Origin of the sequence: Christiangramia sp., assembly GCF_029937855.1 — a bacterium.
Taxonomy (GTDB): domain Bacteria; phylum Bacteroidota; class Bacteroidia; order Flavobacteriales; family Flavobacteriaceae; genus Christiangramia.
In genome coordinates this window covers 71,388-85,688 of record NZ_JAPYPC010000007.1, presented here as the reverse complement: position 1 = coordinate 85,688, position 14,301 = coordinate 71,388, and the positions used below count along the sequence as shown (strand labels likewise).

Annotated in this window: 14 protein-coding genes; 5 read left to right on the top strand and 9 right to left on the bottom strand. The window is 38.1% G+C overall.

Annotated elements, in window-relative coordinates; all coding sequences use genetic code 11:
* Window positions 1–245 precede the first annotated feature (245 nt).
* Complete coding sequence (locus Q1K34_RS05880; protein WP_300435768.1) at window positions 246–1,031, top strand: DUF3050 domain-containing protein; 786 nt, start codon at window positions 246–248, stop codon at window positions 1,029–1,031.
* A gap of 216 nt (window positions 1,032–1,247) precedes the next feature.
* On the opposite strand, the gene Q1K34_RS05875 is transcribed toward Q1K34_RS05880, so the two are convergent.
* The 7 genes from Q1K34_RS05875 to trmB form a co-directional block, all read right to left on the bottom strand.
* Entirely contained in the window at window positions 1,248–1,583 is a 336-nt protein-coding gene (locus Q1K34_RS05875; protein ID WP_300435765.1) for a 2Fe-2S iron-sulfur cluster-binding protein, read from the bottom strand.
* Between the two features lie 54 nt (window positions 1,584–1,637).
* The gene (locus Q1K34_RS05870) at window positions 1,638–2,699 is read right to left on the bottom strand and encodes an NAD(P)/FAD-dependent oxidoreductase (RefSeq protein ID WP_300435762.1); all 1,062 of its coding nucleotides are present in this window, start codon (window positions 2,697–2,699) and stop codon (window positions 1,638–1,640) included.
* A gap of 27 nt (window positions 2,700–2,726) precedes the next feature.
* Entirely contained in the window at window positions 2,727–2,969 is a 243-nt protein-coding gene (locus tag Q1K34_RS05865; RefSeq protein WP_229341851.1) for a NifU family protein, read from the bottom strand.
* Window positions 2,970–4,106, bottom strand: coding sequence for an Mrp/NBP35 family ATP-binding protein (locus Q1K34_RS05860; RefSeq protein WP_300435755.1), 1,137 nt, complete (start codon window positions 4,104–4,106; stop codon window positions 2,970–2,972).
* Window positions 4,107–4,254: 148 nt separating this feature from the next.
* Window positions 4,255–4,587, bottom strand: a complete 333-nt coding sequence (locus tag Q1K34_RS05855; protein ID WP_300435752.1) for an MGMT family protein — start codon at window positions 4,585–4,587, stop codon at window positions 4,255–4,257.
* 5 nt (window positions 4,588–4,592) lie between these two features.
* Window positions 4,593–5,219 carry a LysE family transporter gene (locus tag Q1K34_RS05850; RefSeq protein WP_300435750.1) on the bottom strand — a complete coding sequence of 209 codons (627 nt, stop codon included), beginning with the start codon at window positions 5,217–5,219 and terminating at the stop codon, window positions 4,593–4,595.
* 6 nt (window positions 5,220–5,225) lie between these two features.
* Window positions 5,226–5,900, bottom strand: a complete 675-nt coding sequence (gene trmB, locus Q1K34_RS05845; protein WP_300435747.1) for a tRNA (guanosine(46)-N7)-methyltransferase TrmB — start codon at window positions 5,898–5,900, stop codon at window positions 5,226–5,228.
* A gap of 66 nt (window positions 5,901–5,966) precedes the next feature.
* Here trmB and Q1K34_RS05840 point away from each other — a divergent pair, with 66 nt between their 5' ends.
* Window positions 5,967–7,028, top strand: coding sequence for a glycosyltransferase (locus Q1K34_RS05840; protein WP_300435745.1), 1,062 nt, complete (start codon window positions 5,967–5,969; stop codon window positions 7,026–7,028).
* On the opposite strand, the gene Q1K34_RS05835 is transcribed toward Q1K34_RS05840, so the two are convergent.
* Window positions 6,966–8,045, bottom strand: coding sequence for an ATP-binding protein (locus Q1K34_RS05835; protein WP_300435742.1), 1,080 nt, complete (start codon window positions 8,043–8,045; stop codon window positions 6,966–6,968). The genes Q1K34_RS05840 and Q1K34_RS05835 overlap by 63 nt on opposite strands.
* On the bottom strand, window positions 8,045–8,728 hold the full coding sequence (locus tag Q1K34_RS05830) for a response regulator transcription factor (protein WP_300435739.1): 684 nt from the start codon (window positions 8,726–8,728) through the stop codon (window positions 8,045–8,047). Before Q1K34_RS05830 ends, Q1K34_RS05835 begins: the two co-directional genes overlap by 1 nt.
* A 177-nt stretch (window positions 8,729–8,905) precedes the next feature.
* Between Q1K34_RS05830 and Q1K34_RS05825 the strand changes: the two genes are divergently transcribed.
* From Q1K34_RS05825 to Q1K34_RS05815, 3 genes are all read left to right on the top strand, one after another.
* Complete coding sequence (locus tag Q1K34_RS05825; RefSeq protein ID WP_300435736.1) at window positions 8,906–11,707, top strand: TonB-dependent receptor; 2,802 nt, start codon at window positions 8,906–8,908, stop codon at window positions 11,705–11,707.
* A gap of 43 nt (window positions 11,708–11,750) precedes the next feature.
* On the top strand, window positions 11,751–13,733 hold the full coding sequence (locus tag Q1K34_RS05820) for a hypothetical protein (protein ID WP_300435733.1): 1,983 nt from the start codon (window positions 11,751–11,753) through the stop codon (window positions 13,731–13,733).
* A 162-nt stretch (window positions 13,734–13,895) separates the two neighbouring features.
* A complete protein-coding gene (locus tag Q1K34_RS05815) occupies window positions 13,896–14,234 on the top strand; it encodes a T9SS type A sorting domain-containing protein (RefSeq protein WP_300435730.1) in 339 nt (112 codons plus the stop codon).
* The last annotated feature ends 67 nt before the right edge of the window (window positions 14,235–14,301 follow it).

Sequence of the window (14,301 nt, the reverse complement as noted above, 5' to 3'; positions counted from 1 at the left end):
TTGCCCTTTTTATATTTTTCACAACATTCTTTTTTTAAAGGCTTAGGCTTTTTGGCATAAACGCCTTCTACCCTTAAATAATCTTTAGATTTATTTGAATAGAATACTATTACATTTATAATATGACCGGCCATAATTATAATTTACCTCAAAACACTGGTTTCCTGCGTTAAACAAGCTATAAAAAGCTTCAAAGATTTTCTAAATCCTACTTCACATTTTACCTTTGCAAAAAAGTGCAAATTATGATAAAAGAGATAAACGCAAGTTTAGAACCTCTAACCAGTCAGTTAATAAATCATTCTTTATACCAAAAAATAAATACTCCGGAACAACTTCAAATTTTCATGGAGCACCATGTTTTTGCGGTTTGGGATTTCATGTCCCTTTTAACTGCTTTACAGGAAATCCTCACTAAAACTACAAATCCATGGCTACCCGTTGGAGATCCAGAAACCCGGTATCTAATAAATGAGATCGTTCTGGCTGAAGAAACAGACATCAACATATATGGCGAAAGACAGAGCCATTTTGAGATGTATCTGGATGCCATGGAAGCTGCTGGAGCTAATAAGGGAAAAATTGAAGATTTCTTGATGCAGGTTTCTCATGGGACCGATATATTTCTAATCATTGCAACCAGCAAATTACCCATCAGTATTAAGCAATTTCTTAAACATACTTTTGAAGTTGTCTACAGCCGGGAACCACACAAAATAGCTTCAGCATTTACGTTTGGTCGCGAAGGACTTATCCCCGCTATGTTTTCTTCTATTATTGAAAAAGTGCAGAAAAATTTTCCTGAAGATGACCTAAGCCAGTTCAAATATTACTTTGATCGCCATATTGAATTAGATGGGGATGAACATGGTCCTATGGCATTTAAAATGGTGGAAGATCTTTGTGAAAATAACGAAAGAAAATGGGAAGATGTAAAGCTCACTGCTGAAAAATCTTTAGAAAGCAGGTTGGAATTATGGGATGGAATAGAGTCTGAAATTGAAGCGAAAATGCAACTTCAGTTTTCGTAAATGAAACTGCTTCACTACGCTCGCAGTGACTAGATAAAAAAACCTGAACTTGCGTTCAGGTTTTTTTGTTATTGAGTTCTTGATTTAATTTTTTGTCATCTCGACCAGAGAAAAATCTTTACCAGGTTTATTCCTAGTGGCTGTGCTCCTGCGAAATGACAGGGAAATAAACCTATATAAAATCTTAGACCCTCAATCTGGAATCTGGAATAAAATTTATTCAGAAGCAGGAGCGATCCTTACTTCCAGTCCGTCGAGGCCTTCAGTAATTGGAATCTGGCAGCTTAACCTGCTATTTTCTTCCACTAAAAATGCCTGATCCAGCATATCCTCTTCTTCTATGCTCATTTCAGGAAGCATATGTTCATAATTTAGCATATAACACTGGCACGAAGCGCACATGGCCATACCCCCACAAATACCTATAGTCCCTTCGGGAGCCAGTTCATAAGAACGGATCACTTCCATCAGGTTCATGTTCATATCTGTTGGAGCGTCAATAGTATGAGCTTCTCCTTCGCGGTCTATAATTGTTATTTTAACGTCAGACATATTTTCAATAAATATACCTGCAAGGTTTTAAAAACCCTGCAGGTCTCTGGAATACTAATTAATACTTTTTACTACTTCTTTTTTAGCCTCTTTCTTACTTCCGTCGAAACCGCTTACACCACTTACCGTTGTATATTTCATCACATATTTCTTATCTGGATTTATACGTTGATATGCACTCTGGCACATAATCGCCGCTTCATGGAAGCCACAAAGAATCAATTTGAGTTTACCCTTATAGGTATTTACATCGCCAATGGCATAAATACCCGGTATATTGGTTTGGTAATCGTAAGAATTATTAACCTTAATGGCATTTTTTTCGATTTCCAGACCCCAGTTAGCAATAGGCCCTAGTTTAGGTGAAAGCCCGAATAACGGGATAAAATGATCTGTTTTTTTTAATTCTTCTCCCCGGGCTTCATCTTTATGGCGTATCAATACAGCTTCGAGTTCATCTTCTCCTTTAATATCTACCACCTCTGCATCTGTTATTAAATTGATCTTTCCAATTTTAGAAAGTTCTTCCACTTTTTCTACAGAATCCAAAGCTCCCCGAAAATCTTTTCTTCTGTGAACCAGAGAAACTTCTGAAGCCACATCAGCGAGGAAAATACTCCAGTCTAAAGCTGAATCTCCACCCCCGGCGATCACTACTTTCTTATTTCTATAAACTTCAGGATCACGGATAATATACGCAACACCTTTATCTTCATAATTCTTTATTGAAGGAATAGGCGGTTTTCTTGGCTCAAAGCTACCAAGTCCTCCTGCGATCACTACCACAGGAGCCAGATGTTTTGTTCCTTTACTTGTGGTTACGATAAAACTATCGTCCTCCTGTTTTTCAATAGTTTCTGCTCTTTCCCCAAGTGTGAATCCCGGTTCAAAAGGTTTTATTTGTTCCATTAAATTATCCACCAGGTCACCAGCAAGAACTTCCGGGAATCCTGGAATATCATAAATAGGCTTTTTAGGATAGATCTCGGAACACTGGCCTCCGGGTTGAGGAAGTGCATCAATGAGATGACATTTTAACTTTAATAATCCTGCTTCAAAAACGGCGAAAAGACCGGTTGGCCCAGCGCCAATGATAAGTATATCGGTTTTAATCATGTTTCAATTCAATTAAAGGCTGGCGTTCTATCTCTCAATATTTACCACCTTCTCAATTTGGGGCACATATTTTTTAATAGTCATTTCCACTCCACTCTTCAAAGTCATTTGATTCACCGTGCAACCAACACATGCACCTTCCAGCTGAACTTTTACCAGACGATCATCTTCAATGGAAACCAAAGAGATATTACCCCCATCACTTTCTAAGAATGGTCGAATCTCGGCCAAGGCCTTTTCAACATTAATTTTAACTTCTTCGCTTGTCATTTATTTCTTATTAACAGCACTGCAACCAGCCATAGTAGTAATCTTAATGGCTTCTGTTGGAGGCAGATCTTTGTTTCTATTAACGGTTTCCTGAACCATATTCCTGGTAATATCTTCAAAAGCAGCTTCTAACGGAGTTGCAGTTTGAAGTGCTGCAGGTCGACCAATATCTCCCGATTCCCTCAAGCTTTGTACTAAAGGAATCTCACCAAGAAAAGGTACTTTGAGATCTTCCGCTAGATTTCTGGCTCCTTCCTGCCCAAAAATATAATATTTATTATCTGGCAATTCTTGAGGAGTAAAGTAGGCCATATTTTCGATGATACCTAATACAGGAACGTTAATGCTTTCCTGCTGAAACATAGCCACTCCTTTTTTAGCATCAGCAAGGGCTACATTTTGCGGAGTACTTACAATCACAGAACCGGTAATGGGTAGTGACTGCATGATAGAAAGATGTATATCACCCGTTCCCGGGGGAAGATCTATCAGCATGAAATCCAATTCACCCCAGTCTGCATCAAAGATCATCTGGTTAAGCGCTTTTGCAGCCATAGGCCCTCTCCAAACTACAGCCTGATTTGGCTTAGTAAAGAAACCAATAGAAAGGATTTTTACACCATAATTTTCGATGGGTTTCATTTTAGATTTCCCATCCACTTTTACTGAAAGTGGTCTTTCGGCTTCCACATCGAACATCATAGGCGTGGAAGGACCATAGATATCAGCATCCAGTATCCCTACTTTAAAGCCCATTTTTGAAAGAGTTACCGCAAGGTTTGAAGTAACCGTAGATTTACCTACTCCTCCTTTACCTGAAGCCACCGCAATAATATTCTTAATTCCAGGAATCGCTTTTCCCTTGATCTCAGGCTTTTCCTTTTCCTGAGCTTCAATTTTAATATTTACTTTGACTTTAGCCTTTTCATAAACTTTTTCATGAATAGCTTTCATCACATCCACTTCTGCCCGCTTCTTTATATGAAGTGCCGGAGTGCTTAGCACAAGATCCACCACCACTTCATCGCCAAAAGTCATAACATTTTGAACGGCACCGCTTTCTACCATATTATTTCCTTCCCCTGCTACAGAGATGGTTTCCAGTGCTTTTAAAATCTCTTTTCTATCTAATTTCATACGTGAATTTTAATCAGATTCCTTAGCTTATATAGACTGATTCTAAACGCAAATATAGGTTGAAAAGCTAAGAATACGAAGAATTTAGCAATATTAGATTTATGCAGTAATAGTCGGAAATTATAGAAAAAAAAACTGGTTCTCTCCTTTAAGAAAGCTCCTTCCCTGGATCCCAGAAAACGCTCTTAAAATCGGTAATCTGAAGCTCTTTCACTGTGATACCCTCTTCCTCGAGCAACTGTTGCATGGCGTTACTCCCTCCAAAATGGCTTTTTCCTGTAAGCATTCCGTTCCGATTAACGACCCGGTGTGCCGGAACATCTTCCAGATTTTTTGAAGAATTCATTGCCCAGCCAACCATTCTGGCACTTTTGGCAGCTCCCAGAAATTTCGCAATAGCTCCATAAGAAGTCACCCGGCCTTCAGGAATTTTTCTGCATACCTCATAAACCTTCTCAAAAAATCCTTGCTTATCACTCAATTTTTTCAGGAATTAAAGATTCGTATCAGTGCCACTACAATAAGTACTAGCATTAAACCAGCCATAAAGTAATTTGAGTATCTGGCAAAAGATTTAGCTTTTCTTTCAATTTTATCAAACAGCACCACATATAAATAAAGTGAGGTAAAACTACCTAAACAAGCTGCAAACGCAAATGAAATAATAAGGGACCAATCATAATCCAGGTCTCCACCTCCAAGGTTCATGGCTCCGGCAATTGCAACGAAATAAGGAATTGGAAAAACATTTAATGCAGCTATAAGCATTCCTTTGAAAACACTATTGGCATCTGCTTTATGACGGGTGTGTTCAATCCTTTTTTTTTGTCTCGCCTGGATAAAGAAATAAACGGCCAAGATGCAAAAAACCACTAAACCTGCCCTTAAAATTACCCTGCGAATAAAGGGATTATCAAATATATACTTTGCTAATAATACGGCAATAAAGGCCTGGATTAAGATCACCATCCCGGCACCCACTGCAACGTAAAAGCCATTTTTCTTCCCTTTTTCCACACAGGTTTTGGCAACGGTCATATTCACCAAGCCTGGTGGAACCACCCCAATAAATGCGGCAAAGTAAGTTATGAGGAAAAGTTTTGTTTCTTCCAATATCCCCTATTTAATCTTAAACTGAATATATGTAATTGGTTTTCCTTTTTCAAGGTACTGTTTTTCATAGAAAGTTTGAATCCCAGTTACCTCTTTTGGCGAATACTCATTTTTATAAATATCATGATGCGCATATAAAACCTCGTGACCTTCACCATGGAGGAGCCCTAAAGTATAGCCATGCATAAATTCAGAGTCGGTTTTAAGATGCATGAGCCCTTCTTCTTTTAGGATATTTTTATATCGCTGAAGGAATTCAGTATTGGTAAGCCTATGCTTGGTTCTTTTATATTTAATTTGGGGATCAGGAAAAGTAATCCAGATCTCACTAACTTCATTTATCGAAAAAACATATTCAATAAGTTCAATCTGGGTTCTTACGAAGGCTACGTTTGACAAATCTTCTTCCTGAGCCGTTTTTGCTCCACGCCAAAACCTTGCGCCTTTGATATCTATTCCTATAAAATTCTTTTCGGGATTTTGTCGGGCCAGTTCTACGGTGTATTCCCCTTTCCCACAGCCGAGCTCCAAAACAATAGGATGATCATTCTTAAAGAACTTTTCGCTCCATTTTCCTTTTAATTCAAATAAATTATCGGTTAGCTCTTCCCTGGAAGGCTGGATAACATTTTCAAATTTTTCGTTTTCCTTAAAGCGTTTAAGTTTATTCTTGCTTCCCACTAAAAATTAATATTTTGGTAAAATTAAAGAAAATCGTCCACCTGTCTATGAGAATACATTTGTAAAATGCAAAAGAAGAAAATATTGGTCGCTGCTCTTAATTGGGGTTTAGGACATGCCACACGTTGCATTCCAATTATCAATGCACTTCATTTAAATGGTTTTGAACCAGTTATAGCTTCAGATGGGCAGGCACTGGATCTTTTAAAAAAAGAATTCCCGCATTCAACTCATTTGGAACTTCCCTCTTATAGCGTTCAATATTCTAAAAAGGGAAAATATCTTAAATGGAAGATGATTTTAGATAGTCCTCGAATTGTAAGAGCCATACAAAAAGAAAAAATAATCACTAAAAAGATTATTGAAAGCTATAATATTCAGGGAATTATTTCAGACAGCCGATTAGGAGTTAGAAGTAAAAAACTGAAGAAAAATGTATTTATCACCCATCAACTTAATGTGCTAAGCGGAAACACTACCTACTTAAGCAGTTATTTACATCAGCAATATATCAACAAATTTGAGCAATGTTGGGTGCCTGATGCGCAAGGAGAAAAAAATCTTAGTGGAGTATTGGGTCACCTAAGAGAAAAACCTGAAAATGTCACTTATATTGGCCCAATTAGTCGACTGGAAAAACGGCAAATCCCGGAAGTTTATCACTATTTAGTTTTACTCAGCGGGCCTGAACCTCAACGAAGCATCCTTGAATCTATATTACTAAAGGAGCTTGAAACAGCTGAAGTGCGAATACTTTTTGTTAGAGGCATTATCTCTGATGAATCTCTAAATTCTCCAAATACTAACATACAAATTAAGAATTATCTTTACGGAAAATCACTTCAGGAAGCCATAAACTGTAGTAAATATATTATTTCCAGGCCGGGCTATACCAACTTAATGGACTTAGCCAAATTAGAAAAGAAGGCTTTTTTTATCCCCACCCCTGGCCAAACTGAGCAGGAATATTTAGCTAAAAGACTTGAAAAGCTTAGGATTTCGCCGTTTTGTAAACAGGAAGCATTCGATCTATCTCAATTACAGAAAATTGAAGAATATAAAGGATTAAGTGATTTCGGGAATCACGTTGTCTTCAGGGATCTTTTTTCTTTTTTCGAGAGTGAATGAAAATTCACTTCCCACCCCAAAAACACTTTCCACATAAATTTTTTCATTATGTGCCTCCAGAATATGCTTAACAATAGAAAGACCAAGACCCGAACCTCCTTCTTTTCGAGAACCACTTTTATCTACGCGATAGAAGCGTTCAAATAAACGGGGGATATTTTCATTCTCAATCCCTTCCCCGTTATCTGTACACCTAATGATCACTTTATTTTTAATAAGGTTCTCAATACTAATTTCTGTAGTGCCGCCTTTCTTACCGTATTTTATCGAGTTCACGATTAAATTTGTAAGAACCTGCTGGATTCGCTCCCTGTCTGCCCTTACATAAATTGGTTCTTCATAAATAATATCAAAAGTGAGGGTAATTTCCTTTTTTGCGGCTTTCATTTCCAAAAGATCAAAGGAAGCCTGGATTAATTCTACAATATTAAAAGTTTCATAACGTAGATGAAGGTCGCCTGTTTCCAGCTTAGTGATCATATCCAGATCTTTCACGATATAAATAAGCCTTTCTACTCCTTTATTGGCTCTCGCAAGATATTTTTTCCTGATCGCTTTATCTTTATGAGCGCCATCCAGTAAGGTTAAAATGTAACCCTGCACCGTAAAAAGGGGTGTTTTTAATTCATGGGATACATTACCCATAAATTCCTTTCTATACCCTTCCCTTACTTTTAAAGTTTCGATCTCCAGCTTTTTGTCTTCGGCAAACTTCTTCACCTCCCGGGTGAGAGTAGACATATCTGTGGTAATCTGGTTCGGACTTAAAGTTTTTGAATCCAGTAAAGACACATTATCATAGACTTTTTTTATCCGCCGGTAAATAAAGCGCTCTACTCTATACTGAATTATTAGGAAGGAGAAAAAATAACAAAGTATGGCAAAAACGAGAATGGAGACCCAGACAGATTTAATATCAAAAAAAATAAATAAACTCAGTACAGCTGTAAGAAATACACATATATAAAGTGCAGTCCTTAAAGCAAAACGATAGGAGCGTTTAAATTTTTGTGACATTAAACAATAAACTTATATCCCACGCCTTTAATAGTTTTGATCTTGTCATCACCAATCTTTTCGCGTAGTTTTCTAATATGAACATCAATGGTTCTCCCTCCTACCACAATATCATTTCCCCAAACATTATCCAGTATATCTTCTCTTTTAAAAACTTTGCCAGGTTTAGAAGCCAGCAGAGATAATAACTCAAATTCTTTCCTGGGTAAGTTCATCTCATTCCCATCCTGGATGATCTTATATTCCTCTCTGTTAATGGTTATATCACCCAGTTTTACAATACTGGAAGATTTCTCTTCTTCCCGATATCTTCTTAATAAAGCTTTTACTTTACTTACCAGCACCTTTGGTTTTATAGGTTTTGTTATATAGTCATCAGCTCCCGCATCAAAACCAGCCATTTGTGAATAGTCTTCTCCGCGAGCGGTTAGAAAAGTAATAATAGTATCTTTCATATCTGGTATTTTTCTGATCTGCTCACAGGCTTCTATTCCATCCATTTCAGGCATCATTACATCTAAGATAATAAGATGTGGATTGTTCTTCTTAGCAAGCTTTACCGCATCTGCGCCATTATCTGCTGTCATAACGCTATAGCCTTCAGAAGAAAGATTATATCCTACAATCTCCAGGATATCCGGCTCGTCATCTACTAATAAAATCTGAATGTCTTTTTTCTTCATAATGAATTAAGATATGATTAAGAGCTCATAAAATTAACCAATAATTTGAACTATAGAGGGATTAACCTATTAGTAACATTAAACTAACCCTTTAATGACAAAGGATTAATTCTTAGATAACATTAGCCTCCTCTCTTCACCGTTAATTTGCAGCGAGATTTTATAGCAAAAAACAACATGAAAAAATTAGTATTATTTACTTTCTTATTAGTTATAAGTGCCATGCAGGCCCAGGAGCCAACCACGGGTTCTATTGGCGGCAAACTTAGCGATCGTGAAATGGCCGGTGAACCTTTACCTTTTGCCAATGTTTTTATAAAAGGTACTTCTAAAGGAACAACATCAGATTATGACGGTCTATACCTACTGGAAAAATTGCAACCAGGAACATATACGGTAGTATTTAGTTTCATAGGATATGAAACATTAGAAGTTCCAAATGTAATAGTAGAAGCAGGAAAAGTAACCGAGGTAAATACAGACCTTGGCTCCAGTGCAGCAGCATTGGATGAAGTGGTGATCACCACCGTTTCCAGAAGGGATTCCCAGGTAGCCTTGCTAATAGAGCAAAAAAATTCAGTCGACATAAAGGAAAGCATCGGAGCCCAGGAATTAGCCAAATTAGGAGTCTCCGATGCTGCGACGGCTACCACCAAAATTTCCGGAGTAACAAGCAGTGAAGCTTCGGGAGATATTTTTGTAAGAGGACTGGGTGATCGTTATTTATATACCACAATGAACGGACTTCCAATTCCTTCTGACGATGTGGAAAGAAAGAACATTGACCTTGGACTCTTTCCTACAAGAGTTATCCAGAATATTTCTATTAGTAAAAATTATTCTTCAGAAAATTCCGCAGATCAGGCTTCTGGAAGTATCGATATTACCTCCAGGGAGCTTAGGGGAAAAAGCGAATTGGATTTAGGAATTAGAATTGGTGCAAATACTAATGCCGTAGGACAATTTAGTGACTTTAAAGTTTCTCCAAATCAGGAGGATGTTTATTTTGGATTTTACGACCAGGCGATTCCAACACGGTTTTCTTTGAACAATCAGGGTTGGGATCCCGGAACGGCCGTTCTTCCAATTAATAGAAGATATGCGCTTACTGCCGGAAAGGAATTTGGTGATCTTAGAGTGCTACTTACTGCCTCTAATTCTGTTGATTTTGAATACAACCAGGGCACTTTTGCCAATTATCGTAATAACGATTTTGAAGACGGCTTTACAGATGCCACAAATTATAAGAAAACCGATAATAATACCGCATTACTCGATCTTGGTTATGAGTTCAATGAAAACAACAGACTAAAAGCTACCAGTTTATTCATTAACAAAGTGACCGATGAAGTTTTTGAAGGTGGTAGAAATGGTGAAGGGGTCGTTTTTGAAGAAAGTGATCGCGGAGATGGATTTAATCAATTTGTACGCGACCAGAATACCAAACAAACCAGGCTGTGGGTAAACCAGCTTCATGGTTACCACGATATGTGGGAGAACAAAAATGAGTTGGAATGGGCTGCAGGATACAATATGGTAGATGCAGATGAGCCAAACCGTATTAGGAATGAAGTAAACATTCACCCCACAGAACCAATTTTGCTTGGAGAAACCAACGCCTACCAGCAAAGAAAATCTGTACAACAGATAGATGATATTGAATTTAATGCTTTTATCCAGGATCAATATAACTTCATTCAGGATGATGAAAATGAAACAAAGGTTTTTGCAAAATTTGGAGGAAATTATAGAAATAAACAAAGAGATTTCTACTCCAGGTTCTTCGGAGCAGAGGAAAGGGACTTCAATACTGTAAATCCTACATCAATAGATAATTTCGACGGGATATTCACTACTGAGAACTTCAATAACAGATCCCTCATATTTAACGTACTTAATCCCGATATCTATGAAGGTACACTGGAATCTATCTCAGGATTCGGAGTATTTAATTACGGGAACGCTAAATGGAACCTTAATATTGGAGCCAGGTTTCAAAAAGATGAGCTTGATGTGATATTTGACGTAAATAACTATCCGCAGAACCTTCCAAATTTCGTGAATAAATCTTACGATAATATATATCCCAGTATAAATTTCAGGTTCTCGCCTAACGAAGACTCTAACATTAGATTGGCCGCGAGTAGAACGATTACATTACCAGAATTCAAGGAGATCGCGCCATTTGAATATGTTTCCCAAACCGGGTTAGTCACCAGAGGTAATCCAAACCTGGAAGCCTCCAGAAACACCAATATAGATTTGAAATATGAGATCTTCCCAAGTTCAGGGGAACTTATTTCCCTTACCGGATTTTATAAGAAAATAAAGGACCCTATCAACAAAGCAAGGGAAAGAGGCTCTGCTCCCGTATTCTCTTATTTCAATGCTGGTGAAGAAGCCAATATCTACGGCTTGGAGTTGGAAGCAAGAATGGACGTTATTGAAAATGAAAACGAAGCTGGTCTTGACCTCACAGTCTCTGGAAATGTAACCAGAATGTGGCATTCTCAGGATCTTAAAGATGTATATGATGAGGACGGAAAGTTCATTAGGACTTTCAGATATAATGGAAAGAATGAAATTGGCCTTCAGGGAGCTTCCGACTGGATATTTAATGCTTCTGCAAACATCTCTACCGAAACTGAAAATCCATTTAGCGCAACACTGGTAGGAGCTTATGCATCAGATAAAATATTTGCGCTTGGAAATCCCGAAAGTCAGAGGCTGGATCAAATAGACATTCAGTATAACGATGAGATCATTGAAAAAGGCTTTGTAACTCTGGACCTTATCATGACCAAAGAATTAAATGATCACTGGCAGCTACAGTTTAGAGGACAAAACCTGCTTAATCCTGAAATTGAAAGATATCAGGCGATAAGGCCAATTTCCGGAAATGTAGAGGAGTCTAATCAAACAGTGAGATCCTACGATCGTGGAGCTGTAATTAGCTTGGGGGTAAACTATAACTTTTAAACATAATAACCTGTTAACCAAAACCTTTATTAAACCTAAGATTATGAAAAAACTGAAAAAATTATTGCTAATGTCTGCTGTTGCCGTTGGATTATTTGCCACTTCCTGCAGCAGTGACAACAACATTGAGCCAATTGACCCTACAGATGATAGCGGACAAATACCATCTGGAAATCTGGAACTTAATGGTTCTGTAGAAGAAGACAGAACCCTTGATGCTGCCGAAACTTATAGTTTGACCGGAATCCTATCTGTAGAATCTGGCGCTACCTTAACAATACCTGCGGGAACAGAGATTATTGCAGATACAGATACAGATCAAAGTGATGCGACCAATGTATACATCGTAGTTCAAAAAGGAGGACAAATTGATATTCAGGGATCGGCTTCTTCTCCCGTAATTATGCGTTCTGCGAACGGCCAGGCCGGCACATGGGGTGGTTTAATCATCGCAGGTAACGCTCCAACTGCTGCAGGTACAAATGCTACCGCAGAAGTTGGCGGTATAGTATATGGCGGCGAAGATGCTTCAGATGATTCAGGATCTATTAATTATCTGGTTCTTTCTGATGCTGGAGCCTCTATCAACTCTGAGTCTCAATTCAATGGATTATCGCTTTATGCAGTAGGTTCAGAAACATCTATTCAGAATGTGGCCTTGATCAATGGAGCTGACGACGGAGTTGAGTTCTTCGGAGGTTCTGTAGCTATTACTAATCTTTATCTGGAAAATAATGAAGACGATGCAGTAGACTGGACCGAAAGATGGAATGGATCTCTTGAAAACGTATATGTTCTTCACACTATTGAAAATTTTTCCACGGCTATTGAAGCAGATAAAGAGAACGGAAACCCTATAATCAATAATTTTACCGCTGTTTCTACCACTGGTGGCACTGCATTGCAGTTTAAATCTGTTTCTGGTGCGACTATCACCGGCCTTTCACTTTCAGGATATGATACAGCAATAGACATCACGGATGATAACAGGACAGATCTTTCCAGCATCATTTTAAACGGTGCTACTGCAGATCTTAATGCAGATTATTCCGGAGACCCAACTGTTGATGCTTCCATGTTTGACTGGATTTCCAACAGAGGACAGGTGTCTGTTTTACCATCCACTATTGAAGGAAACCTAAGCCTGGACGCAAATAACGAATATGTAATAAGCAGTATAGTTTCTGTGGAAGATGGTGCAAAGCTTACAATCCCGGCAGGTACTCAAATTACTGCGAGAAGTGATAGCGAGACTTCAGCTACAAGTATTTATATTGTAGTTCAAAGAGGTGGGATGATCGATATCCAGGGAACTGAAAATAATCCTGTGGTAATGTCTTCCACTTCTGGCGAGGCCGGGAGCTGGGGTGGTCTTGTGATCGCTGGTAACGCCTCTACAGATGCCGGTGCAAATGCTACTGCAGAAGTAGGAGGAATCATCTATGGTGGCGATGAAGACAATGATAATTCTGGTTCTATTGAATATCTGGTCCTGAAAGATGCGGGAGCTTCTATAAATTCTGAATCTCAATATAACGGGCTATCACTTTATGCAGTGGGATCTGGAACTAGCATTGAAAATATCGCAATCCTTAATGGAGCTGATGATGGAGTTGAATTTTTTGGCGGAACGGTTTCTATAAAGAACATTTACCTTGAAAACAATGAAGATGATGCCGTGGACTGGACAGAAGGTTGGAACGGTACTATTGAAAATACCTACGTGAACCATACTATAAACAATTTTTCTACAGCTATTGAAGCCGACAAGAGAAACGCCAACCCGAAGGTAATTAACTTTACAGCGGTATCTACTACCGGTGGAACTGCACTGCAGTTCAAAGCTACTTCAGGAGCGGTAATCGAAGGACTTTCCTTAAGTGGTTATGAAACTATCATAGACATTACCGACGATAACAGAACAGATCTAACTGGTATAACTGTAGATGGTGTTGTAGTAGATTTAACTGCTGCATATGATGCTGAAGCAACTGTAGATGTCGCAATGTTTGACTGGGTAGACTAAAAACGTTACGTCTGTAATAATTTGAATATCAATTATTAGCCAAAAGAAAGGGATTGCAACGTGCAGTCCCTTTTTTTATTTTAAAATTTTAGATTTAGTTATTTTTAATGGCAGGGTTTTTGAAATTTTATTTGTAAGTTTGTTTAAATCCAGATCAAAAGAATGAAGCAAAAGTACTTATTTATCTTTTCTCTTTTTTGTTTCCTGATAGTTGCCACTCCAGCAATCGCTCAGGAATCTGATCGTGCTCCTCAGCGAACTGAAATACCTATTGATGGTCTTTCCATTTATCCCAATCCGGTAACAGGAGGAAAAGTCTATATCTCTTCTACCAAAAATCAGGAGAAAATGATTGAAATTTATAACGTTTTGGGAAAACCGGTTCAAAAGACCCGGCTTAGAGGTCGTGAAATGGATGTTTCTTCTTTAACGCCCGGAATTTATATCTTAAAAATCCAGGAAGGTAAAGCTAAAGCAACCAGAAAACTGGTAGTGAAATAATATCTTTCTTAGAATAAATTAGACGGCTTCTGTTTCAGAGGCTTTTTTTATTCCTTAATTTTGAGAA

Bases quoted from the DNA above. Each gene is read 5' to 3' on its own strand.
- Q1K34_RS05880 (WP_300435768.1), top strand. From the start codon at position 246: ATGATAAAAGAGATAAACGCAAGTTTAGAACCTCTAACCAGTCAGTTA.
- Q1K34_RS05875 (WP_300435765.1), bottom strand. From the start codon at position 1,583: ATGTCTGACGTTAAAATAACAATTATAGACCGCGAAGGAGAAGCTCAT.
- Q1K34_RS05870 (WP_300435762.1), bottom strand. From the start codon at position 2,699: ATGATTAAAACCGATATACTTATCATTGGCGCTGGGCCAACCGGTCTT.
- Q1K34_RS05865 (WP_229341851.1), bottom strand. From the start codon at position 2,969: ATGACAAGCGAAGAAGTTAAAATTAATGTTGAAAAGGCCTTGGCCGAG.
- Q1K34_RS05860 (WP_300435755.1), bottom strand. From the start codon at position 4,106: ATGAAATTAGATAGAAAAGAGATTTTAAAAGCACTGGAAACCATCTCT.
- Q1K34_RS05840 (WP_300435745.1), top strand. From the start codon at position 5,967: ATGCAAAAGAAGAAAATATTGGTCGCTGCTCTTAATTGGGGTTTAGGA.
- Q1K34_RS05835 (WP_300435742.1), bottom strand. From the start codon at position 8,045: ATGTCACAAAAATTTAAACGCTCCTATCGTTTTGCTTTAAGGACTGCA.
- Q1K34_RS05830 (WP_300435739.1), bottom strand. From the start codon at position 8,728: ATGAAGAAAAAAGACATTCAGATTTTATTAGTAGATGACGAGCCGGAT.
- Q1K34_RS05825 (WP_300435736.1), top strand. From the start codon at position 8,906: ATGAAAAAATTAGTATTATTTACTTTCTTATTAGTTATAAGTGCCATG.
- Q1K34_RS05820 (WP_300435733.1), top strand. From the start codon at position 11,751: ATGAAAAAACTGAAAAAATTATTGCTAATGTCTGCTGTTGCCGTTGGA.
- Q1K34_RS05815 (WP_300435730.1), top strand. From the start codon at position 13,896: ATGAAGCAAAAGTACTTATTTATCTTTTCTCTTTTTTGTTTCCTGATA.